The 21377-nt window shown below is 41.8% G+C and carries 18 protein-coding genes and 16 tRNA genes; all 34 read right to left on the minus strand.

The features are described from left to right. Positions 1-80 precede the first annotated feature (80 nt). The 34 genes from purK to ACPC57_RS04680 all read right to left on the minus strand — a co-directional run bounded on the left by purK (position 81) and on the right by ACPC57_RS04680 (position 21281). A complete protein-coding gene (gene purK / locus ACPC57_RS04515; protein ID WP_434065411.1) occupies positions 81-1148 on the minus strand; it encodes a 5-(carboxyamino)imidazole ribonucleotide synthase in 1068 nt (355 codons plus the stop codon). After that, positions 1135-1623: a 5-(carboxyamino)imidazole ribonucleotide mutase gene (gene purE / locus ACPC57_RS04520; protein WP_171989031.1), complete on the minus strand. Its 489-nt coding sequence runs from the start codon at positions 1621-1623 to the stop codon at positions 1135-1137. The genes purK and purE overlap by 14 nt, the downstream gene beginning before the upstream one ends. A gap of 27 nt (positions 1624-1650) precedes the next feature. Continuing rightward, complete coding sequence (gene purD / locus ACPC57_RS04525; RefSeq protein WP_434066401.1) at positions 1651-2913, minus strand: phosphoribosylamine--glycine ligase; 1263 nt, start codon at positions 2911-2913, stop codon at positions 1651-1653. Positions 2914-3031: 118 nt separating this feature from the next. Further along, entirely contained in the window at positions 3032-4579 is a 1548-nt protein-coding gene (gene purH / locus ACPC57_RS04530; RefSeq protein ID WP_434066402.1) for a bifunctional phosphoribosylaminoimidazolecarboxamide formyltransferase/IMP cyclohydrolase, read from the minus strand. A 25-nt stretch (positions 4580-4604) separates the two neighbouring features. Further along, positions 4605-4763 (minus strand): phosphoribosylaminoimidazolecarboxamide formyltransferase, encoded by a 159-nt coding sequence (locus ACPC57_RS04535; protein WP_105127391.1) that lies wholly within the window; start codon positions 4761-4763, stop codon positions 4605-4607. Continuing rightward, a complete protein-coding gene (gene purN, locus ACPC57_RS04540; RefSeq protein WP_217374474.1) occupies positions 4760-5317 on the minus strand; it encodes a phosphoribosylglycinamide formyltransferase in 558 nt (185 codons plus the stop codon). The genes ACPC57_RS04535 and purN overlap by 4 nt, the downstream gene beginning before the upstream one ends. Beyond that, positions 5314-6336 (minus strand): phosphoribosylformylglycinamidine cyclo-ligase, encoded by a 1023-nt coding sequence (gene purM / locus ACPC57_RS04545; protein ID WP_434065414.1) that lies wholly within the window; start codon positions 6334-6336, stop codon positions 5314-5316. The genes purN and purM overlap by 4 nt, the downstream gene beginning before the upstream one ends. Before the next feature lie 72 nt (positions 6337-6408). After that, positions 6409-7869 carry an amidophosphoribosyltransferase gene (gene purF, locus ACPC57_RS04550; RefSeq protein WP_434066403.1) on the minus strand — a complete coding sequence of 487 codons (1461 nt, stop codon included), beginning with the start codon at positions 7867-7869 and terminating at the stop codon, positions 6409-6411. A gap of 49 nt (positions 7870-7918) precedes the next feature. Beyond that, positions 7919-11635: a phosphoribosylformylglycinamidine synthase gene (locus ACPC57_RS04555; RefSeq protein ID WP_434066406.1), complete on the minus strand. Its 3717-nt coding sequence runs from the start codon at positions 11633-11635 to the stop codon at positions 7919-7921. Positions 11636-11755: 120 nt separating this feature from the next. Continuing rightward, positions 11756-12463 (minus strand): phosphoribosylaminoimidazolesuccinocarboxamide synthase, encoded by a 708-nt coding sequence (purC, locus tag ACPC57_RS04560; RefSeq protein ID WP_274504419.1) that lies wholly within the window; start codon positions 12461-12463, stop codon positions 11756-11758. Positions 12464-12580: 117 nt separating this feature from the next. Further along, positions 12581-12829, minus strand: coding sequence for a phosphopantetheine-binding protein (locus tag ACPC57_RS04565; RefSeq protein WP_130555198.1), 249 nt, complete (start codon positions 12827-12829; stop codon positions 12581-12583). After that, positions 12822-13829 (minus strand): phosphate acyltransferase PlsX, encoded by a 1008-nt coding sequence (plsX, locus tag ACPC57_RS04570; protein WP_434066404.1) that lies wholly within the window; start codon positions 13827-13829, stop codon positions 12822-12824. Before plsX ends, ACPC57_RS04565 begins: the two co-directional genes overlap by 8 nt. After that, entirely contained in the window at positions 13826-14608 is a 783-nt protein-coding gene (recO, locus tag ACPC57_RS04575; RefSeq protein WP_217374466.1) for a DNA repair protein RecO, read from the minus strand. Before recO ends, plsX begins: the two co-directional genes overlap by 4 nt. Beyond that, the gene (locus tag ACPC57_RS04580) at positions 14595-15773 is read right to left on the minus strand and encodes a pyridoxal phosphate-dependent aminotransferase (RefSeq protein ID WP_217374464.1); all 1179 of its coding nucleotides are present in this window, start codon (positions 15771-15773) and stop codon (positions 14595-14597) included. The genes recO and ACPC57_RS04580 overlap by 14 nt, the downstream gene beginning before the upstream one ends. Positions 15774-15862: 89 nt before the next feature. Further along, entirely contained in the window at positions 15863-16828 is a 966-nt protein-coding gene (locus ACPC57_RS04585; protein WP_217374462.1) for a ribose-phosphate diphosphokinase, read from the minus strand. A 105-nt stretch (positions 16829-16933) separates the two neighbouring features. Beyond that, on the minus strand, positions 16934-18196 hold the full coding sequence (pcsB, locus tag ACPC57_RS04590) for a peptidoglycan hydrolase PcsB (protein ID WP_274504418.1): 1263 nt from the start codon (positions 18194-18196) through the stop codon (positions 16934-16936). 84 nt (positions 18197-18280) lie between these two features. Next, a complete protein-coding gene (gene mreD / locus ACPC57_RS04595) occupies positions 18281-18796 on the minus strand; it encodes a rod shape-determining protein MreD (protein WP_130555653.1) in 516 nt (171 codons plus the stop codon). A 1-nt stretch (position 18797) separates the two neighbouring features. Next, positions 18798-19622: a rod shape-determining protein MreC gene (gene mreC / locus ACPC57_RS04600; RefSeq protein ID WP_434066405.1), complete on the minus strand. Its 825-nt coding sequence runs from the start codon at positions 19620-19622 to the stop codon at positions 18798-18800. Positions 19623-19697: 75 nt separating this feature from the next. Continuing rightward, positions 19698-19785: transfer RNA gene (locus ACPC57_RS04605), tRNA-Ser, on the minus strand. Between the two features lie 11 nt (positions 19786-19796). Continuing rightward, positions 19797-19870 (minus strand) — tRNA-Ile (locus tag ACPC57_RS04610). Positions 19871-19906: 36 nt separating this feature from the next. Next, positions 19907-19979: transfer RNA gene (locus ACPC57_RS04615), tRNA-Phe, on the minus strand. A 22-nt stretch (positions 19980-20001) separates the two neighbouring features. Next, positions 20002-20075: transfer RNA gene (locus ACPC57_RS04620), tRNA-Met, on the minus strand. Positions 20076-20086: 11 nt separating this feature from the next. Beyond that, a tRNA-Ser gene (locus ACPC57_RS04625) sits at positions 20087-20176 on the minus strand. A 3-nt stretch (positions 20177-20179) separates the two neighbouring features. Further along, positions 20180-20253, minus strand: a tRNA-Ile gene (locus tag ACPC57_RS04630). A 13-nt stretch (positions 20254-20266) separates the two neighbouring features. Beyond that, positions 20267-20340 (minus strand) — tRNA-Met (locus ACPC57_RS04635). A gap of 10 nt (positions 20341-20350) precedes the next feature. Then, positions 20351-20424: transfer RNA gene (locus ACPC57_RS04640), tRNA-Pro, on the minus strand. A gap of 47 nt (positions 20425-20471) precedes the next feature. After that, a tRNA-Arg gene (locus ACPC57_RS04645) sits at positions 20472-20545 on the minus strand. A gap of 19 nt (positions 20546-20564) precedes the next feature. Then, a tRNA-Leu gene (locus ACPC57_RS04650) sits at positions 20565-20648 on the minus strand. Positions 20649-20654: 6 nt separating this feature from the next. After that, a tRNA-Gly gene (locus ACPC57_RS04655) sits at positions 20655-20726 on the minus strand. A 12-nt stretch (positions 20727-20738) separates the two neighbouring features. After that, positions 20739-20811 (minus strand) — tRNA-Thr (locus ACPC57_RS04660). A 15-nt stretch (positions 20812-20826) separates the two neighbouring features. Further along, positions 20827-20908 (minus strand) — tRNA-Leu (locus ACPC57_RS04665). Positions 20909-20911: 3 nt separating this feature from the next. Continuing rightward, positions 20912-20984 (minus strand) — tRNA-Lys (locus tag ACPC57_RS04670). 38 nt (positions 20985-21022) lie between these two features. Beyond that, positions 21023-21095 (minus strand) — tRNA-Asp (locus ACPC57_RS04675). A gap of 113 nt (positions 21096-21208) precedes the next feature. After that, positions 21209-21281 (minus strand) — tRNA-Val (locus ACPC57_RS04680). Positions 21282-21377: the final 96 nt, after the last annotated feature.

Here is a 21377-nt window from a genome sequence, read left to right on the forward strand (position 1 = left end):
ACCGAGTTAAAATACTCGAACTTGCCCTCTCTCCTTCCTATCTTTAAATGTAATGGGTTTTACTTGAATTTCGAAATCCCCTACAACTCTACCTCAACGTCATCCGTCAACACCGTCACATGTCCCATTTTGCGATTGTGCTTCGCTTCTAGTTTACCATAAAAATGAAGATACGCGTTAGGATTTTCTTGAGAAAAGGCTTGTGCTGCTTCCATGTCTTGTCCGAGGACGTTGATCATAAAGGCTGGAGAGAGCAGACGGATAGGGGGTAGAGGTTCCCCTAAAATGCCTCGGATATGGGTATCAAACTGTGAAAAATTACAAGCTTCAATAGAATAGTGTCCTGAATTGTGTGGTCGAGGGGCAATCTCATTCACAAGAATTTCCTGCCCTGCCACAAACATTTCAACACAGAGGGTACCTGCTAATTGAAGTTTATCTGCTATTTGCAAGGCCATTGTTTTGGCTTTTTCAGCAAGTTCATCTGAAATACGGGCAGGCACGATGGTCTTGTAAAGAATATTATTGCGGTGGATATTTTCCTGTACAGGAAAGACGGTATAGTCGGAGCCATTCCCAGACACAAGGACGGAGATTTCTAGGTCGAAATTCACAAACTCTTCCAAGACACACTCGGCAGAATTTGCCAGTTGACTAGCCTCTACCAAGTCCACCCCTTCTCGAATGACCTTCTGGCCATGTCCATCATAGCCCCCAGTGGCTGTTTTCAAGACGTAGTTTTTACTAAGGTCCAAACCTTCTAGGTCTAGGCTAGATGTGACGACTTTGTAGGGGGCGACTTGCACACCAGCTTTTTTGGCCAAAAAATCCTTCTCAAAAATGCGGTTCTGGGAAATGCGAAGAAGGTCTGTTCCCTGAGGGAGCTGGCCGTCTTTGATGACCGCGTCCAGTCCGTCGGCATCGACATTTTCAAACTCGTAGGTCAGGACATCGCACCGCTCCGCCAACTGTTTGAGGGCCGCCACATCGTGATAGGGAGCGACGATAACCTCGCTGACCTTGGAGGCTGGGCAGTCCGCTGCAGGATCCAGCGTGATCACCTTGTGACCCATGTAAATAGCGGAAATGGCCATCATCTGACCTAGCTGACCACCGCCAATAATTCCTATCGTTTTAGATGAGTTCATCTGACATAGCCTCCGCAATTTTTTCCTGCTCCTTGGCAAAGTCTACCAGCTGAGCTGCAATGGTTTGGTCTTCAATGGAGAGAATGCGAAGAGCTGTCAGAGCCGCATTGGTCGCACCTGCTTCACCAATAGCCATGGTTGCAACAGGCACACCGCCGGGCATCTGCACGATAGAATAGAGCGAATCCACACCACTTAGGGCACGAGATTGGACAGGGACACCGATGACAGGCAGGGTTGTCTTAGCTGCCACCATACCCGGCAAATGAGCCGCACCACCCGCTCCTGCGATAATAACCTTGATACCACGGCCACGCGCTTCCTCGGCGTGACGGAACATTAGGTCGGGCGTGCGATGGGCAGAAACCACTTTCTTTTCATAGGCTACGCCAAATTTATCCAGCACTTCGGCTGCTTTTTTCATGGTTTTCCAGTCAGAACTAGAACCCATAATGATGGAAATTGGAATGTTCATATTTGCACTTCCTTTTCTTATACCAAGTTATTTAACAGCTTTACTTCCAATATCTGTCCGATAAAAGAGGCCTGTTGTATCTTGTTTCTTCAGCTCCGAGTAAATTTTTTCCTGGGCTTCTTGGACGGTGTCTGCTGTGGTGACTAACATATAAACCCGACCGCCGTTTGATAGCAGTGCTCTGCTATTTTCCGCAAAACGAGCCCCTGCATAGTAGGTTGTGATGTCTCCCTCGGTCTTTGCTGGCAATACCACATCTTTTTCGTAATCCAAAGGATAGCCATTTGATGCCACCACTACCCCAAGCGTCACGCCACTATCTAGCCAAGTCAGCTGTGTCGTGCGTTTGTGGAGGATGTCGTCAATGTTCTGAGCAAAGTCAGAGGTCAAGCGAGGTAGGATAATCTGAGTTTCTGGGTCGCCAAATCGAGCGTTGAACTCAATGACTTTAGGACCTTGATCGGTCAGAATCAAGCCAGCATAGAGCACGCCAAGATAAGGTCGCTCTTCAGCAATCATACCCGCAAGAATAGGCTTGACAATGGTGTCAACTGCTGTGTCCACCACACTTTGAGATATGTGAGGCACTGGAGCGTAGGCACCCATGCCGCCTGTATTAGGACCTTGGTCGCCGTCAAAGGCACGCTTGTGGTCCTGGGCTGTCGGCAGGATATAGAACTGGTTGCCGTTGACCAAGGCAAAGAGCGAGAACTCCTCACCCTCCAAAAACTCCTCGATGACTACGCGGGCACCCGAGTCACCGAACTTGTTGTCCAAGAGCATCTCCCGTGCCGCTTCGACCGCCTGCTCGACGGTTTCCGCCACGACCACACCCTTGCCCAGTGCCAATCCGTCCGCCTTGACCACGATTGGTGCGCCCTGCTCTTCGATGTAGGCTTTGGCTTCTTCGAAGTTGGAAAATGTGCCAAAGGCTGCTGTTGGAATGCCGTATTTGACCATGGTTTGCTTAGCAAAGTCTTTTGACCACTCTAGCTCCGCGGCGAGACGACTCGGACCAAATACCTTTAACCCAGCCTGTTCAAAATCATCAACGATACCTGCTGCCAGAGCATCATCTGGACCAACAAAAGTCCATGCAATGTCATTTTCCTTTGCAAAGTTAATTAATGCAGAATGTTCGGAAATACCGATATTCACTAATTCAATCCCATCTAAAGTCATTCCATCATTTCCAGGAGCAACAAAGACCTGTTCTACCTGATCAGATGCCAACAACTTCTTTGCAATCGCATGTTCACGACCACCAGACCCAACAACCAAGAGTTTCATGTATTCACCTCAAAAACGGATTTTATATGAACAGTATAGCAAAAACAGACGGATTTTAATAGAAAAAACAGGACAATGTTCGGGAATGGAAAAAGCTCACACAAGGTGAGCAAAATTCTCAATGTCTAAAATGTCTGACTCCCGTAAAGACCATGGTCAAGCCGTACTTGTTGGCCATGTCAATGGAATCCTGGTCACGGACGGATCCACCTGGCTGAATGATAGCCTTAATACCTGCTGAAGCAATCTCTTCCACATTATCTGCAAATGGGAAGAATGCATCCGATGCTAAAACAGCACCATCCAAACGTTCCTTAGCTTGCTCGATAGCAATGCGGACGGAAGCTACACGGTTGGTTTGCCCCGGTCCCACTCCCAAGGTCATCTTGTCATTGGTGATGATGATCCCGTTGGATTTGACATACTTAGAAGACTTCCAGGCGAACTCCATGGCCGCCCACTCTTGCTCGGACGGTTGACGCTCAGTCACAACCTGCCAGTCCGCTGGGTTTTCCACCACCACGTCCTGATCCTGCACCAAGAGACCACCAACAACGCCTGTGAATTCCTTTTCTACTTCACTAGCATCTTGAGCATCAAAAGCCAATTCCAAAATGCGAAGATTTTTCTTTTTATTGGTCAAAATTGCCAACGCTTCTGCCGAGTAGCTCGGTGCGATGATGATCTCTAAGAAAATCGGATGCATCTTTTCAGCAGTCGCAGCATCTACTTCCCTGTTGAGTACAACGATTCCTCCGAAAATCGATACTGGATCAGCCTCATAAGCATAATCCCACGCATTTTCAATAGTATCTGCTTGTCCGATACCACAAGGATTCATATGTTTAAGAGCTACAACAGTTGGACGGTCCTTGAAATCACGGATAATACGAATAGCGGCATCCGCATCACGAATGTTATTGAAGGATAGTTCCTTCCCGTTTAACTGCTTAGCAGATGCAATGGAATATGCAGTCGGAAGTGCGTTTTGATAGAAATCCGCATTTTGTTGTGGATTTTCTCCATAGCGCATTGGCTGATTAAGGTCATAAGTAAGAGTAAGTTTCTCAGGTTTCTCTTCACCTACTTGCTTAGTGAAATAATCAGCTATTAAAGCGTCGTAAGCTGCGGTATGACGAAAGACTTTCGCTGCTAATCGCTGACGCGTTGAGTAGCTAGTTTCCCCCCGCTCTGCTATTTCTCCTAAAACTGTTGGATAATCTGCCGGGTCTACCACAACTGTCACACTGGCATGATTCTTGGCCGCTGAGCGCAATATAGATGGACCACCAATGTCAATGTTCTCCACTGCCAAATCATAGGTTACATCCGGGCGAAGAATTGTTTCTTTGAATGGATAAAGGTTGACTACCACCAAATCAATCAAGTCAATTTCATGGTCGCTGGCAGCTTGCAAATGGCTGTCCAAATCCCGACGTGCCAACAAACCACCGTGAATTTTCGGATGAAGAGTCTTGACACGACCATCCATCATCTCTGGAAAACCTGTCACATCATCAATGGCAATAGTGGGAATACCCGCCTGATCCAATGTAACTTTTGTACCGCCAGTTGAGATAATATCCCAACCAAAACTGTTTAATTTCTTAGCAAATTCAACGATACCATTTTTATCAGATACGCTAATTAACGCACGCTTTGTCATGTTTACTCCTTCTTCTACACTTTTACTATTTGATTTGAGTCATTAAAAATCCTGATAAAATCAAGGATAATCCATAGGCCAATATCAAACGTGCTGGATTTTCTAAGTTTGCAAAAATAAAGCTATTAAATAGCAGAGCAGCTAAAACAAATACCAAAACGAATGAGATTATTTTCTTTATCATAACTCTATCCTTTCCACCCCCAGCTCTTCTAAAACTGTTGGATAAAGCTGATATTCTGCGGCGTGAATCCGTTCCTCAAACTGCTCCAAATGATCATCAGCCAACCTAGGTACACGGACTTGTTTAATAATTTGACCTGTATCAACACCACTGTCGACCCAATGAACCGTCACACCACTCTCTGGAACGTCAGCTTCCCAGGCATCTACAATCCCATGGGCTCCTGGAAATTCTGGTAGATAAGCTGGATGAATATTGATAATCCGTCCCTCGTACTTAGCAAGCAATGTAGGGCCAACAATCTTCATATAGCCAGCTAAAACAACCAGATCAATCTGGTGTTTGTCCAATAAGTCAATGAGTGCTTGTTCATATGCCTGTTTATCAGCAAACTCCTTCAGTTCAAAAGCATAGGCTGGAACTCCTAATGTTTCAGCTCTCTTTAAAACGAAAGCATCTCTATGATCTGAAAAAACAAAATGTACCTTGAATTGTTCAGCTATAACTTGAAAATTGGAACCATTACCAGAGGCAAAAATTGCTATTCGCTTCATTTGATTATCACACTCTTGTCTTCTTTGGTTACAATACGACCAATTTCATAAACATCTTCATTGACTGATTCTCGAACCTTGTCAACCTTTTCAGGACTAACTGCTAACACCAAACCAATCCCCATGTTGAAGATTTCAAACATTTCTTCGTGCTTGATTTTGCCATATGTTTCAAGGGCGGTGAAGATAGGAAGGACTGGAATCTTATCTTCTTCAACCTCTGCTGCTAAATCATCTGAAAACATACGAGGAATATTTTCAATAAATCCACCACCAGTGATATGAGCGATACCATTTACAAGTTCATCTTTTACCAATGGTAGTACTTGTTGGACATAAATACGTGTTGGTTCTAGTAAGACATCCTTAAGAGCTTTGCCATTGAGCTCTGGCAACAGAGCGTCACCATCAAAATCCGCAAAAACACGGCGAACCAATGAATAACCATTAGAGTGGATGCCACTTGAAGCTAACCCGAGTAAGATATCACCTTCTTTGACCTTACTTCCGTCAATAATTTGTGATTTCTCAGCGATTCCGACTGCAAAACCGGCTAAATCATAATCATCTTCGCGGTACATTCCAGGCATTTCAGCAGTTTCACCACCAATCAACCCGCAACCTGCTTGGACACAGCCTTCTGCAACACCTGCCACTACTTGTTCCAATTTAGCTGGCTCATTTTTTCCTGTCGCAATATAGTCAAGGAAATAAAGCGGTTCTGCACCTGCTGCAACAATATCGTTGACACACATCGCAACACAATCTTGGCCAATTGTGTCATGTTTGTCATATTGAATTGCAAGCATAAGCTTAGTACCAACACCATCAGTTCCTGATACTAAAACAGGCTCTTTCACATCTAATTTGGTTAGGTCAAACATACCACCAAAACCGCCTAGTGCCCCCATGACACCCAATCGCTCTGTCCGAGCAACGTGTTTTTTGATACGTTCAACTACTTCATAACCCGCTTCGACATCCACTCCTGACTGAGCATAAGCATTTTTATTCGTCATTCTATTTCCTTTCCTCTAAAAACTTTACAGTTGATTGACAAGGTTTACAAGGTTGTCAATATTGATTGACACTTATTTATCTCTTTTGACATTCTCTATGTAGAAACTAGTTTTCTCTTCTAAGCTTCGAAGATATTCTTCCTCATAGTCATAAAGGGGCGTTGGAAATTCTCCATCAAAATACGCCACACAGAGCCCACCCTTTGGTGCATCTGTTTTTATACCAATCGAGTCTATCAAACCATCTAATGACAGATAGGTAAGGCTATCAGCTCCTATAATTTCACAAACCTCATCTACAGAATGATTGGCTGAAATCAGTTCTCTACGTGTTTGAATGTCAATTCCATAAAAACATGGATACTTCAGTTCTGGACTACCGATAGCAACATGGACCTCTTTCGCACCAGCATCACGTAACAGTTTGACAATACGACGACTCGTTGTTCCTCGAACAATTGAATCGTCAATCATAACCACGCGCTTATCCTTAACAACACTGGAAACAGCTGATAACTTCATGCGAACACCCTGTTCCCGTAATTCCTGTGTAGGCTGGATAAAGGTCCTTTGAATGTACTGATTTTTAATCAGCCCCATCTCATTTGGCAAACCGGACTCCTCTGCAAAACCCATTGCAGCTGAAAGTGATGAATTAGGCACACCAACAACAATATCTGCTTCGTGTTGAAACTCTTGAGCCAAACGGCGCCCCATATTTTTTCGGGCGGTATGAACATTTATCCCATGAATGACAGAATCTGGACGCGCAAAGTAGATATATTCCATCGAACAAACCGCAAGTTGTGTATCCGTCGTATAGGTATCATAGCGAATTCCTGAATCATCAATAATGACCATCTCTCCCGGCTCAACATCACGAACCCATTCTGCTCCAACAACTTCAAACGCACATGTCTCGCTGGCGACGACCCAAGCCCCGTTCTTCATCTTTCCAATAGATAATGGACGAAAACCGTTTGGATCCAAGGCTGCAACCATTTTATCCTCTAACATAATCAAGTAGGCAAATCCACCCTTGACAGTATTAAGAGCTTCCTTGATTTTACCCATCAGGTCTGGATTATGACTGCGACGAATCAAATGCATCAGAATTTCAGTATCAGATGAACTTGAAAAAATCGAACCATTTTTTTCTAATTCTGCCTTTAAACTAACTGCATTAGTCAAATTGCCATTATGAGCTAGTCCAACTTGCATATCTGAAAAATCAAAGAGAAAAGGTTGAATATTATGGATAGAAGCTGAACCTGACGTAGCATAGCGAACATGACCTATCGCTGCTCTCCCAGTGAGACGTTCTAGGTCTTCTGACTTTTTAAAAACATCCGCAATCAACCCTGTATTCCGATGACGACGTAAATGTCCTTCATCATTTGCTAAAATCCCTGCGCCTTCTTGACCTCGGTGCTGCAAACTATGGAGTCCAAAATATGTGACCTGAGCAGCTTGCGGATGACCCCAAATCCCGAAGACTCCGCATTCTTCATTAAGTGATTTAACTTCGTACATGTTATTCCCTTTATTATGTTTATTCAACCAGAATGATTGCTGAACTTTCCTATTCTGTAAAATAGCGAACCGCTGATGCAAATAAGCCCTGGTCTTTATTCCCCGGAATATTTTGGAAGAGACCAGTTTCATAACGCTCTGAATGTCCCATTTTCCCAATGATTTGACCATTGGCACTAGTAATTCCTTCTATCGCATGATATGAGCCATTTGGATTGTATTTTGAATCCATACTTGGTTGACCAGTGAAATCCACGTATTGACTGAAAATTTGGCCATTGTTACGCAAGACTTCAAATTCTTCATCTGTAACTACAAATTTCCCTTCACCATGAGAAACTGGAATAGCGTGAATATCTCCAACTTGAACCCCTGATAACCATGGAGAATTTACATTAGCAATGCGTGTCTCAACCATTTTTGCAACGTGCTGGTTAGCATCGTTATAGAAGAGAGTTGGACTGGTTTCCACTACTTCTTCAAAATTCCCATAAGGTAATAAGCCTGATTTAACAAGGGCTTGGAAACCATTACAGATCCCGATAATGAGACCACCTTTTTCGATAAACTGGTCGATAGCTGAACGGACCTTGGCATTTCGCAAGATAGTCACGATAAATTTAGCAGAACCATCTGGCTCATCTGCTGCTGAAAAACCACCTGCAAAGAAAAGAATATTAGCCTTGTCAATATTGTCCACCATTGTGTCAACGGAATGTTCGATACTCTTTCCATCTAAGGTAACAAATGGTACTAGGCTTACCTGGGCACCAGCTTGTTCAAACGCCTTGGCTGAGTCATACTCAGAGTTAGTTCCTGGGAAAACTGGAATGTACACCAGTGGAACATCAACTTTTTTCTTGGCTCTACGAATCGTTGTTTTCGCAATAGCTGGGACATCCTTTATAGAAGTGTTTTGTTTAAATTCTGTAGGATAGACCTCTTCAAGTTTTCCTTCAAAAGCAGCTTGTACATCTTGTCCAAACAACTTGACACCATTGACAACAAGTGCAAACTCTTCTGTTGTCTGTCCAATTTTCACTGCTTCTGAAATTTCTTCAGTAGAAGTAAAGACAAAACCACCTAATTGACCTGTCAGACATGTTTCCACGGTTTCTAATTCAATTGTCGCACCAATCTGATTTCCAAAAGTCATCAAGGCGATACTTTCTAAAACACCACCATACTTAACAGCACTTGCTGCTGTAATCGAATAAGTATTCTGCCATTTTTCAAAAGTCTCAAAGTTTGACTTGATGAATGTAAAATCTATATCTTCCGATAAAATTTGGCCTGGAAGATAATAGATATTCTCACTGGTAGTTTTGAACTCAGGAGAAAGAACCTTGCGACTATCTGCAGTGGTTACACCAAAAGCAACTAGGGTCGGAGGAACCGTTAGTTCTTCAAAGGTACCAGACATAGAGTCCTTACCCCCAATAGATGGTAAACCTAGCTGAATTTGGGCCTCAATTGAGCCAAGTAAAGCCGCTACAGGCTGTCCAAACCGTTCCGCCTGTTTATCCATTCTTTGGAAATACTCTTGATAAGAGAAACGGGCCTTAGACCAGTTTGCACCTGTTGCAACCAAACGAGCTGTTGCTTCAATCACCGCATACGCTGCACCATGATATGGAGACCACTCTGCTAAATATGGATGGTACCCTTGTGCCATAACCGAAGCTGTTGTCGTCACACCATCTTGGACAGGTAACTTTTGAACGGAACTTTCTGTCGGCGTCAACTGATAACGGCCACCAAGTGGATGATTCACTGTTGAACGACCAACTGAAGAGTCAAAAATAGTCTGCAATCCTTTTTGGCTAGCATGGTTGAGGTCTGAAAGAATTGTCTTCAAATCCTCTTGTAGGGTTTCAAGTGATGTCTGACGTAATTCGGGAAGGTTGACGGCATTGTCAACTACTTTTGCATCAACTACTACACGAACACCATTTGTATCAAGGAAAGAACGTTCCAAATCAACAATCGTTTGGCCATTCCAAGTCATGACTAGATTTGGTTTATCCGTCACTTTAGCTACTACAACAGCATGGATATTTTCTTCACGACAGGCTTCGATAAAAGTTTCTACATCCTCTGGACGAACGACTACACTCATCCGCTCTTGTGATTCTGAAATGGCAATCTCAGTTCCATTCAAACCTGCATACTTGAGTGGCACCTTATCTAAATCTATTTCCAAACCATCTGCTAACTCACCAATCGCTACACAGATACCCCCTGCACCAAAGTCATTCGACTTTTTAATCAGACGTGTCACTTGTCCATTTCGGAATAAACGCTGAATTTTACGTTCTTCAATAGCATTTCCCTTTTGAACTTCTGCACCAGCTGTTTCGACCGATTCGACAGTCTGAACCTTAGACGAACCTGTTGCTCCACCAATACCATCTCGTCCTGTTTTACCACCAAGTAAGATGACCACATCACCAGCCACCGGTTTTTCACGGACTACATTTCCTTTCGGAGCAGCTCCAATCACCGCTCCAAGTTCCATACGTTTGGCAACGAAACCTGGGTGGAAGTATTCACGGACATAGGTCGTCGCAAGACCAATTTGGTTGCCGTAAGAAGAATAGCCATGTGCAGCTGTTTTTGAAATGATTTTTTGTGGTAATTTCCCATCACGTGTTGCAGTTAATGGTTGAGTAATATCTCCTGCACCTGAAATCCGCATTGCTTGATAGACATAAGACCGACCTGACAACGGATCACGGATAGCACCACCAATACAAGTTGCTGCCCCACCAAAAGGTTCAATCTCTGTTGGGTGATTATGTGTTTCATTTTTGAACATGAGAAGCCAAGGTTCCTTCACTCCATCCACGTCCACTTCAATTTCTACTGAACAAGCGTTAATCTCATCAGAAACTTCCATATCATCCAATCGACCATTCACACGCTCATAGCGACCAAAAATAGTAGCCATATCCATTAAAGTTTGAGGCTTGTCTGATCGACCTAATTCTGATCGCATCGCAATGTATTTGTCATATGTCGCCTGCAATTGCTTTTGGAATTTTGAAGCTGAAAAGTCAATCGTTCTGAGTTCTGTTTCAAATGTCGTATGACGGCAGTGGTCACTCCAATAAGTATCTAAGACTTTGAGCTCTGTTTCAGTTGGCACTCGCCCGATTGATTTGAAATAGTCTTGGATAAATAATAAATCCTCTACTTCCATGGCCAAACCAACTTCACGCTTGTACATCGCAAAGTCTTCAGCACTATAGTTTGCAAAAAATTCTAAATTTGGAATAGAACTGTCTGAAACAGAAAATTCCTGTTCCAGCAAAGGCGATTCCATATCTTTGAAACGAGAATCAACAGGATTAAGAAGATAATTCTTAATTGCAGCCAATTCTTCTTCTAGTACATTTCCATTTAAGATAAAAAGCTGACCAGTACGAACACGTACATTTTGACGGCTACCCAATAAAAGGAGAGCCTCTTGGCTACTAGCTGCACGTTGATCAAATTGACCAGGGAGAGCCTCAATGGCAAAATAGACTGAGCTTTCTAAACCCAGTTCTTCTTCCAACAACGCCTTATCTGTTACCTGTTCCATGAAGATATGCTTAATCGCTTGTTCAAGCAATTCTTCCTCTAAATTGAAAATATCATATACCTGTACTAATCGAAGATTGGATAGACTAGTCAACTGCAAATTGTGAACCAATTCTTCGAGAAGAGCTTCTGCCTTAATTTGAAAATCTACTTTTTTTTCAACAAAAATACGTTTTGCCATATTCAAGATACCAAGTCCGACAAGAAAAGCTGTCTTACACTTAGAAATCACCAAATACATTTAGTGGATTCCCAGTCTAATCATATTTTCCGGACGGTTTCAATCCCTTTCTAAAATCCCCTATTTCACGCTCTGCAATTTTTCTAAAACAACCTCATAAACATCGGTCAACTCTCCAAGACCACGACGGAAAACATCTTTATCAAGATGGTTTCCATCCACATCCCACAGACGACAGTTATCTGGTGAAAATTCATCAGCCAATATAATTTGTCCTGTTTTATCAAATCCAAATTCCAATTTGAAATCTACCAGCTTTAAACCAATCTGAGCAAACAGCTCTTTCAAGAAAACGTTGATTCGGCGAGTTTCTTCTTTAATATAAGCAATATCCTCTTGGCTAGCTATATTGAGAAACGCAACATGTTCATCATTAATAAAAGGATCATCTAGCTCATCTTTTTTATAGTAAAACTCAACAATAGGGTGAGTTAACTCAATACCTTCTTCCACACCAAATCGTTTTGAAAATGATCCAGCTGTAATATTACGCAATACAACCTCAAGAGGAATGATATCCACCTTCGCATTTAATTGTTCCGTATCTGATAAACGCTTGATATAATGCGTTTTTACACCAGCCTCATTTAACTTTTCAAAAATAAGTGAAGAAATCAGATTATTAAGCCGACCCTTCCCAGCAATCTGTTCTTTCTTACCACCATTAAAAGCCGTTGCCTGATCCTTGTAGACTGCAACAATTTGATCATCATCGCTTGTAGCAAAAATATCTTTAGCTTTTCCTGAATAGATAAGGTTTGTTTTCATAAAAATGTTCGCCTTTCACAAATTATTCTAACCTTTTTGTTTATTTTATCACAGCTTGTTCGTATATTCAAGAAATACCTTAATCTTCCTGTAAAACTAAAGAAAAACGCCCGTAAACTACGAACGTTTTTGTATTTCTTCATAAACAAAATCAACAATATCAGAAAGGGTTTCAAAGCGCTCAATCGCAGCATCTGGAATATCAATTCCAAACTCATCCTCCAAATTTAACACAAATTCCATAATTTCAACAGAATCTGCAGCAATATTATCAGCCAAAGTCGACTCAGGTTGAACATCGAAATCCTCACCTTTTTCATCTTGAATCAATTCAACAACCCGCTGATAGACTTGTTCTCTATTCATTGTCTTCCTCCACTACAGAAAATTTGGCAACTGATTTATCCACAATTCCGGCCTCCAAAATCGAACGCGTCTGTTTAAGAGTGTAGAAAATTGATTGAGCATCGCTGGATCCATGGGCCTTGATAACTGGAGCTTTTAGACCTAGCAAAACTGCCCCGCCAGCTGTTTTGTAATCCATAGCACCAAGCGCCTTTTTCAAGGTTGGCTTAACAAGTAGACCACCAATTTTAGCACGCAGACCACCATTCTTGATTGAGCCAGTCAACTGACCAATGATGGATTTTGCTGTACCCTCTATGGTTTTCAGCACAGCGTTTCCCGTGAAACCATCCGTCACGACCACATCCGCCACGCTGTTGAGCAACTCACGCGCTTCCACATTGCCGATAAAGTTGATTGACTTGTCTTCCGCCAAGAGTTTATAGGCCTCTTGGTGAACTGGAGTTCCCTTGGTATCTTCCGTACCGTTGTTCAAAAGTCCCACACGAGGTTGTTTGACACCACGCACGTGCTCCGCGTAAAATGAGCCAAGAATACCATACTGATAGAGGTGATGAGCTGTATTTTCAGCATTTGCTCCCAAGTCCATCATATCAAATCCCTTACCGTCCATAGTCGGCAAGGTAGACATAAGGCCAGGACGGTCAATGTGCTTGATGCGACCGACCACAAAGACGCCTGCCGCCAAAAGAGCACCTGTATTTCCAGCTGACAAGACCGCATCTGCTTGGCCATCCTTGACAGCCTTGGTTGCTAGGACCATAGAAGCCTCTTTCTTCCGACGAATGGCCTTGACAGGCTCATCATCTGAATTGATTTTCTCAGTCGTATGGACAATGCTGACACGTTCTGTCGCTGTCAAATGCTGCTTGATTTTTGCCTCATCGCCATAGAGCTGAATTTCAATATCTGGAAAGGTAGCCAAAGCTTGATTGACACCTTCTACCACTGCCTGAGGGGCATGGTCCCCACCCATAGCATCTACTGCAATACGTTTCATTCTGTTTCCTCATTTTCTGTTCTTGGTTTCATAATCTGCCCCCAAGAAGACAAATCATCTATAAATTTCTTTGATTTCAAGTGAATTCCCACATATTCTTCATACAACTGGTCAATAAAAAGACGTAGTTTGCGTTTCATCTCAGGCTTGATGGAGATGGTTTCCAGCTCATCAAAGGAAATAGCCTGAAATTGATCAAGTAAATAGGGAACATTAGGATCCAGATAAGCCCGTCGTTCATCTTGTTGATAGTGTTGCGGACATAAGACCCCGCTGTACTTGTAGGAATAGTCAAAAGGCTGACCTACTCGATGACAGAAAGCACACTCATGAAAATTCAAACTAACACCAAATCGACCCAATAGCTGAATTTCAAAGATATTGGTTAAAATTTCATAATCCAGACCCGACTCCATCAAGTCCAAGGTTTTGACCAAGAAAGCAAAAAGAGCTGGATCATAAACCTTGTCCTGCAAGGCCGCATCTGCCAAAGCTAATATATAGGTGGCGTAGCTGAGCTTGAAAATATCACCGTTAATTGATTTAAATGGCTGTACCTGATGAAAATCTTCTATATAAGACAAACCATCATCATTAATTTTGACAATATAATCCGCATGTGTCAACGGCTGAATAGAGGCTACCAACTTGGACTTAGAGGCATGTTTCACGAAAAACATTCGCTTGCCAGACTTCTCGGTAAAGATTTTGACCAGTTTATCATCTTCTCGGAAATCTTGATTATAAAGGACGATTCCTCTGGTTTCAATTCGTTCCATTTTCTTTAAGATATTCTTTCAAACGAGCCATAGCTGTTTGAATTGTTTCCATACTTGCCGCATAAGAAATACGTACATACCCTTCCCCGTATTTACCGAAAGCTGCACCTGGAATAAAGGCAACTGCTTTTTTCTTAGCAAAATCCTGTAAAAAACTAAATGAATCCTGATTGTATTCCGCAGGTATTTTGGCAAAGATATAAAAAGCACCATCAGGTTTGATAACCTTAAAGCCCAAGTCAGTCATCTTTTCGATGATATAATCCCGACGCTTGACATATTCCGCCCGCATCGGTAGGGCATCATCCTTACCATTTTTTAAGGCCTCCACTGCACCATATTGCATAGCTGTCGCTGCGGCTGTTACTAGATACTGGTGACTTTTAATTATTTGAGCAATAATCGGAGCCTGACTCATAATCAAGCCAATCCGCCATCCCGTCATAGCATGAGATTTAGAAAGTCCTTGAATCAAAATGGTTTGCTCTGGTAAAAATTCTGCAATTGATGTATGTTGCTGACCAGTATAAGTCAACTCTGCATAAACCTCATCAGACAAGACAAAAATTGGATACTTCCGAATGACATCCGCAAAAGCCTGAATTTGCTCCCGTGAGTAAGTCACACCCGTTGGATTGGCAGGATAGTTGAGAATGACAGCTTTTAGCTTATCCCCCTGCTCAATAATCGCCTCTTCCAACATCTCAGGCGTCAATACAAAATCATTAGCAGTCGTATCGATTTCAACGATGTCTGCCCCTACCATATTGACAATAGGTTCATAACCAGGGTAGGCAGGAGCAGGCAGGAGAACAGTATCACCAGCCTCCAAAATGGCCACTAAACTAGCTGATAAAGCCTCGGTCGCACCGATCGTTGATAAAACCTCAGTATTTGGATTGTAAGTTAAATTGTATTTTTGAGCTACAAATTCAGCCGCAGCTTCACGCAAATCCAACAGTCCAGCCATACCTGTATAGTAACTTTTGTTCGCATCAATTGCCGCTTTTGCTGCCTCTTTCACATGATCCGGTGTTGTAAAATCAGGCTCTCCCAAGGTCAGTTTTAAAATCCCAGGCACATCAGAAATTGACTGATCAAATTGACGAATCATTGATACCTCAATTCGATTTAAATTTTTATTGAAACGATTTAATAAATCCATACTGTCACCTCAAAAACATATAGAACTATTATAATATAATTTCCAAATAAATGTAAAAAAGAAGAGTCATTTAACTCTTCTTATACGTATTAACCACGACTTGTTTCAAACAAAGGTGACAGTGGACGTTTTTCATGAATACGAATAATCGCTTCTGCCAATAATTCAGCTGTCGAGATATGTTCAATCTTGTCAATCAAGCGATCCTCAGCAATCTCTATTGTATCCAAAACAACTAATTTCTTAATAGCTGATTTACTAATGTTATCCATCGCTGGTCCTGATAAAACCGGGTGAGTACAAGAAGCATAGACAGCTGTTGCACCCGCTTCTGCTAACGCATCTGCAGCATGACAAATCGTACCTGCTGTATCAATCATATCATCAATCAAAATACAGGTTTTTCCTTCAACATCACCAATAATATTCATAACTTCTGATGTATTTATCTTATCAACGCTACGCCGTTTATCAATGATTGCAATCGGAGTCTTTAAGAATTGAGCTAATTTACGAGCACGAGTCACACCACCATGGTCTGGAGATACAACCACATAGCCATCTCCTACCATACCACGACGCTCAAAATAATCACCAATTAAAGGAGCTCCCATCAAATGGTCAACTGGAATATCAAAGAAACCTTGAATTTGCGCGGCATGTAAATCAATCGTTAACAAGCGATCAACTCCGGCTGTCTGTAACATATTTGCAACCAATTTAGAAGTGATTGGCTCACGTGCACGTGCTTTACGGTCTTGACGTGCATAACCATAGTAAGGCATAACAACGTTTACTGATTCTGCAGATGCACGCTTTAGAGCATCTACCATAATCAAAATTTCCATTAAGTTATCATTGACTGGTGAGCTAGTTGATTGAAGAATGAACACATGCGTACCACGGATAGACTCTTCAATATTGACTTGAATCTCACCATCTGAAAATTGACGAACACTTGATTTTCCCAAAGGGATTCCTATGATGTGTGACACTTTCTCTGCTAACTTTTGATTAGATGATAGTGCGAACAATTTTAAGTCAGTAAACGACATGACTGCCTCCTATATTTTTCTACCATTACTATTTTAACGTTTTTTACTTCATTTTTCAATAAAAAATAGAGCGCACAATGATTACGCTCTAATAAAAATAACAAATCAATATGAAGGATAAATATAATAAACTGTACCTTCAGAAGTTGTCGTAGGATTAAACCAACCACGGTGGTTACCAATATAACGACGACCCAAATAGTTGGACTCTGAGACTTGAATGTTTGTAGAACTTTCAACAGCAGTAACTAAAGCCACATGTCCATATGCTCCACCAACCCAAACAGCAACTGCTCCAACTTGCGGAGTTGTCCCAACGCTAAAACCTTCTGCACGTGCTGATGCAACCCACTGGTTAGCATTACCCCAATAAGGGCCAACCCATGACAGTTGAGATTTAACACCCCATGTACATTCACCTACAGGATAAGATGAAGCATTGTATCTTGCATTATTAGATGCTGCAGATGAAGACGAAGAGGATGATGAAGAGGATGATGAAGAGGATGAATTTGAAGGTGTTGATACAGTTGTTGATTGTTCGACTACTTGACTTTGAGAAGAAGTAACAACTGTTTCAGTACTAGGTTGTGCAACAGGTGTTGAAACAATTGAGGCTGCCTGTTGTTGAGCCAAAGCAACTTGTTGAGCTTCATATGCTGCTTGACGAGCTGCAGCCTGACGAGCCGCCTCTTCAGCAGCAGATTTTTCTGCCAACAACGCTGACTTCTCATCTTCAGCAGTCGCTTTTTCTGCCGCAAGATTCAATTGAGCCGCTTTTAACTCAGCCTGACGTACTTCCAAAACTTGAGCATCATCTTCAAGTTTTTGACGATTAGCCGCCAAAGTCTTAATTGCTTCTTGGTTTGCCTTTTGTTTTTCTACAATAGCTTCCTTATCAGTTTTTTGTTGCTCTAACATACGATTATTAGCAGTAACAATTTCACGCATAGCATTCACACGTGACACTGCATCAACAATTGATTTTGAATCTAAAATAGTATTGATGTAACTAGATGCTGAAGCATCAACTTGTGCGCTACGAGCTTGTTCTTTCAATGCACCATCACGAGACACAATATCAGCAGACAAACGTTCAATTTCAGCCTCTAATGATGCAGATTCACTTTCTAAACGAGCATTTTCTTCATTTAATTTAGCCTGCTCAGCAACAATTTCGTCAACCTGAGCTTGAATATTATCAACTTGTTGTTGTGCAGCTGCTTGCTGTGCAGTGAGACTACTAATTTCTTGGTTTTTAACTTCAATCTGACTATCAATATCATTCGCGCTAATCACAGCCACATAGCTAACATTCGATAAAACAACAGTACTCAACATCAATGTAGCTAAGATTTTTTTCTTCATACTAAATTAGACTCCTCTTTCATATTCTGACTCTATCATTTTAACAAAAAAAAAGCGTAATAATGTTACGCAATTATTACATTTTTATGTCTTATATGTAATGTCAAAAAAACGCTTAAAAACCGGTCTTCCTAGACAATACATAACACTATTTATGATTAAACTAGGTAGTAGATTATAAAAAGTAAAAATAAAGACTGACAAATTCGTCAGATGAAAAATCCTAGCAAACAAATAACTAACAAATTCAAAATAGAAGATTAACACCAAAAAAACTAGTAAATCAACGAACCAATTGCGTTCGAAAGATTTGTAGAAATAATAGATAACAAATATCAAGAGCGGAAAAATTGTAGTTGCAATTCCAAGGATATTCAGATAATATTGGTCATAAATTAAACCGAGTACAATAAAAATAAATAGGGACGATGGCAAAGAAATGAGGTCAATTAGATACAGACCAGCTAAAAGCAAAAGATGGCTCGAAATAGAAAAATGACTAAAAGAAACTGTAGTAAATAAAGTTGATAACTGGCTATCAATCAAAAAAATGAAGAATAAAAAAGGAAAAACTAATAAGCGTAATGAGCTATATTTCATATTATTCCTCCACTAATAAGACCGAATAAATCTCAGAAAAATCGGTAGTTGGCTCAATAAAAACTTCTCTATTCAAATTATTGCTTGTCGAACTAATAGATTTGACTTTCCCAACTTGAATATTTGCAGGTGTTGTCCCTGCTAAATTGCTAGTTACAACATTACTATCAATTTTAATTTCATCCATAGAATTAAGTTGATTGACAACAAAACTATTTGAATCTGAATCATAACCAGACAAAATACCATAAATATCCCCAGATTGAGTTGAAATTTTAACTGGTATTTTAGTAAATTCATCAGAATTAGTTAACAATTTTACATTAGCAGAAGAAGACTCAACATTTGTAACTATCCCAGCAAGCCCACCATTCGCTACAACTAACATATTTTCAACAACACCCTGTTCAGTTCCAGCATCGATAATCAATTGTTCAGTCCAAGATACAGGATTTCTAACTAAAACAAAACTAGAAAGAAAAGATTTTTCAGGAAATGAAGCTACAATCCCTAAATCCTTTCTTAATGACTCATTCTCTAAACGTAAAGTTTCATTGTCTTCAGAAATATTCTCAAGTGAAGCGATAGATTGTTTTAATTCTTGATTTTCATTAAAAGTAGAAAAAAGATCCTCAATCTTTGTTCTTTGTGCAGTAATAAATGAAACGGTTGGTGAAAAAATTTTTTCTATAGGCGTCATGACACCAGAAACAATACTAGAAAGAAACGGAATATCATGACTGCCACTTGTCGTAACAAACAGCAATGAAAACGATAGAATTAGGAAAACGAAAAAGGCTATGATGAGCTTAGACAATTTATTCATTAAAAGACCCTCTACTGAAAATACAATTGAAAATACAATAAAACGAGAATATCAATAGATAATCTCGTTCACTTACGGAGAATAAGGGATTCGAACCCTTGCGTCAGTTACCCGACCTAACGATTTAGCAAACCGTCCTCTTCAGCCTCTTGAGTAATTCTCCATATTATTTTATGGGCACGAGTGGAATCGAACCACCGACCTCACGCTTATCAGGCGTGCGCTCTAACCATCTGAGCTACGCGCCCAAGAAATAAAGTAACTACTTGGACATAGCCATGTAATGGCGCGAGACGGAATCGAACCGCCGACACATGGAGCTTCAATCCATTGCTCTACCAACTGAGCTACCGAGCCATAATCCACAATATAAATAGAATTGCGGGAGCAGGATTTGAACCTACGACCTTCGGGTTATGAGCCCGACGAGCTACCTAGCTGCTCCATCCCGCGATAGTAAGTAAAGGAGGATGTGGGATTCGAACCCACGCACGCTTTTACACGCCTGACGGTTTTCAAGACCGTTCCCTTCAGCCGGACTTGGGTAATCCTCCAAATGGACCTTGTAGGACTTGAACCTACGACCGCTCGGTTATGAGCCGAGAGCTCTAACCAGCTGAGCTAAAGGTCCAGCAACAAGTTAATAGCGGCGAAGGGGATCGAACCCCCGACCTCCCGGGTATGAACCGGACGCTCTAGCCAGCTGAGCTACACCGCCAAATAGTGAATCGGGAAGACAGGATTCGAACCTGCGACACCTTGGTCCCAAACCAAGTACTCTACCAAGCTGAGCTACTTCCCGATATCATTAAAAATAAAGCTCCCCTAACGTCTCCATTAAGCGAGTGATGCACCCTAGAGGAGTCGAACCTCTAACCGCCTGATTCGTAGTCAGGTACTCTATCCAATTGAGCTAAGGGTGCTAACTATATATGTAGTCCATGCCGAGGACCGGAATCGAACCGGTACGATGTTGCCATCGCAGGATTTTAAGTCCTGTGCGTCTGCCAGTTCCGCCACCCCGGCTCTTAAAGCGAACGACGGGATTCGAACCCGCGACCCCCACCTTGGCAAGGTGGTGTTCTACCACTGAACTACGTTCGCAATTCTTCTGAATGCCGGCTACATGACTTGAACACGCGACCCTCTGATTACAAATCAGATGCTCTACCAACTGAGCTAAGCCGGCCTATTTCTATTCCTATGCGGGTTAAGGGACTTGAACCCCCACGCCCGAAAGCGCCAGATCCTAAATCTGGTGCGTCTGCCAATTCCGCCAAACCCGCATATGACTCGTGCTGGGCTCGAACCAGCGACCCATTGATTAAAAGTCAATTGCTCTACCAACTGAGCTAACGAGTCTTGAATATTTCTTTGAATTGTACCACAAACAATCCGAACGGTCCCGACGGGAATCGAACCCGCGATCTTCGCCGTGACAGGGCGACGTGATAACCGCTACACTACGGGACCAATCTGTACTCAAGCTAAAATCCTAGTGAAAAACATTAACTTTCTAGAGTCATTGACTCTGTGTCAGTTTACTACTTTCATTCGGTTTTATTAACGCTTTTAGTAACATGATATGGGAGTTAACGGGATCGAACCGCTGACCCTCTGCTTGTAAGGCAGATGCTCTCCCAGCTGAGCTAAACTCCCATATGGAGATTTCTCTCCAAATATTGCTAAGCGACTACCGTATCTAACAGGGGGCAACCCCCAACTACTTCAGGCGTTCTAGGGCTTAACTGCTGT

Source organism: Streptococcus sp. VTCC 12886 (assembly GCF_049893425.1).
Taxonomy (GTDB): Bacteria; Bacillota; Bacilli; order Lactobacillales; family Streptococcaceae; genus Streptococcus; species Streptococcus suis_AA.

Excerpts from the sequence above, each read along its gene's own strand:
- ACPC57_RS04585 (WP_217374462.1), bottom strand. The coding sequence starts at position 16,828 with ATGTCGTTTACTGACTTAAAATTGTTCGCACTATCATCTAATCAAAAG.
- ACPC57_RS04555 (WP_434066406.1), bottom strand. The coding sequence starts at position 11,635 with ATGGCAAAACGTATTTTTGTTGAAAAAAAAGTAGATTTTCAAATTAAG.
- purN (WP_217374474.1), bottom strand. The coding sequence starts at position 5,317 with ATGAAGCGAATAGCAATTTTTGCCTCTGGTAATGGTTCCAATTTTCAA.
- purD (WP_434066401.1), bottom strand. The coding sequence starts at position 2,913 with ATGAAACTCTTGGTTGTTGGGTCTGGTGGTCGTGAACATGCGATTGCA.
- recO (WP_217374466.1), bottom strand. The coding sequence starts at position 14,608 with ATGGAACGAATTGAAACCAGAGGAATCGTCCTTTATAATCAAGATTTC.
- ACPC57_RS04565 (WP_130555198.1), bottom strand. The coding sequence starts at position 12,829 with ATGAATAGAGAACAAGTCTATCAGCGGGTTGTTGAATTGATTCAAGAT.
- mreD (WP_130555653.1), bottom strand. The coding sequence starts at position 18,796 with ATGAAATATAGCTCATTACGCTTATTAGTTTTTCCTTTTTTATTCTTC.
- purE (WP_171989031.1), bottom strand. The coding sequence starts at position 1,623 with ATGAACATTCCAATTTCCATCATTATGGGTTCTAGTTCTGACTGGAAA.
- purH (WP_434066402.1), bottom strand. The coding sequence starts at position 4,579 with ATGACAAAGCGTGCGTTAATTAGCGTATCTGATAAAAATGGTATCGTT.
- plsX (WP_434066404.1), bottom strand. The coding sequence starts at position 13,829 with ATGAAACGTATTGCAGTAGATGCTATGGGTGGGGACCATGCCCCTCAG.
- purC (WP_274504419.1), bottom strand. The coding sequence starts at position 12,463 with ATGAAAACAAACCTTATCTATTCAGGAAAAGCTAAAGATATTTTTGCT.
- pcsB (WP_274504418.1), bottom strand. The coding sequence starts at position 18,196 with ATGAAGAAAAAAATCTTAGCTACATTGATGTTGAGTACTGTTGTTTTA.
- purF (WP_434066403.1), bottom strand. The coding sequence starts at position 7,869 with ATGTACGAAGTTAAATCACTTAATGAAGAATGCGGAGTCTTCGGGATT.
- mreC (WP_434066405.1), bottom strand. The coding sequence starts at position 19,622 with ATGAATAAATTGTCTAAGCTCATCATAGCCTTTTTCGTTTTCCTAATT.
- purK (WP_434065411.1), bottom strand. The coding sequence starts at position 1,148 with ATGAACTCATCTAAAACGATAGGAATTATTGGCGGTGGTCAGCTAGGT.
- ACPC57_RS04580 (WP_217374464.1), bottom strand. The coding sequence starts at position 15,773 with ATGGATTTATTAAATCGTTTCAATAAAAATTTAAATCGAATTGAGGTA.
- purM (WP_434065414.1), bottom strand. The coding sequence starts at position 6,336 with ATGACGAATAAAAATGCTTATGCTCAGTCAGGAGTGGATGTCGAAGCG.
- ACPC57_RS04535 (WP_105127391.1), bottom strand. The coding sequence starts at position 4,763 with ATGATAAAGAAAATAATCTCATTCGTTTTGGTATTTGTTTTAGCTGCT.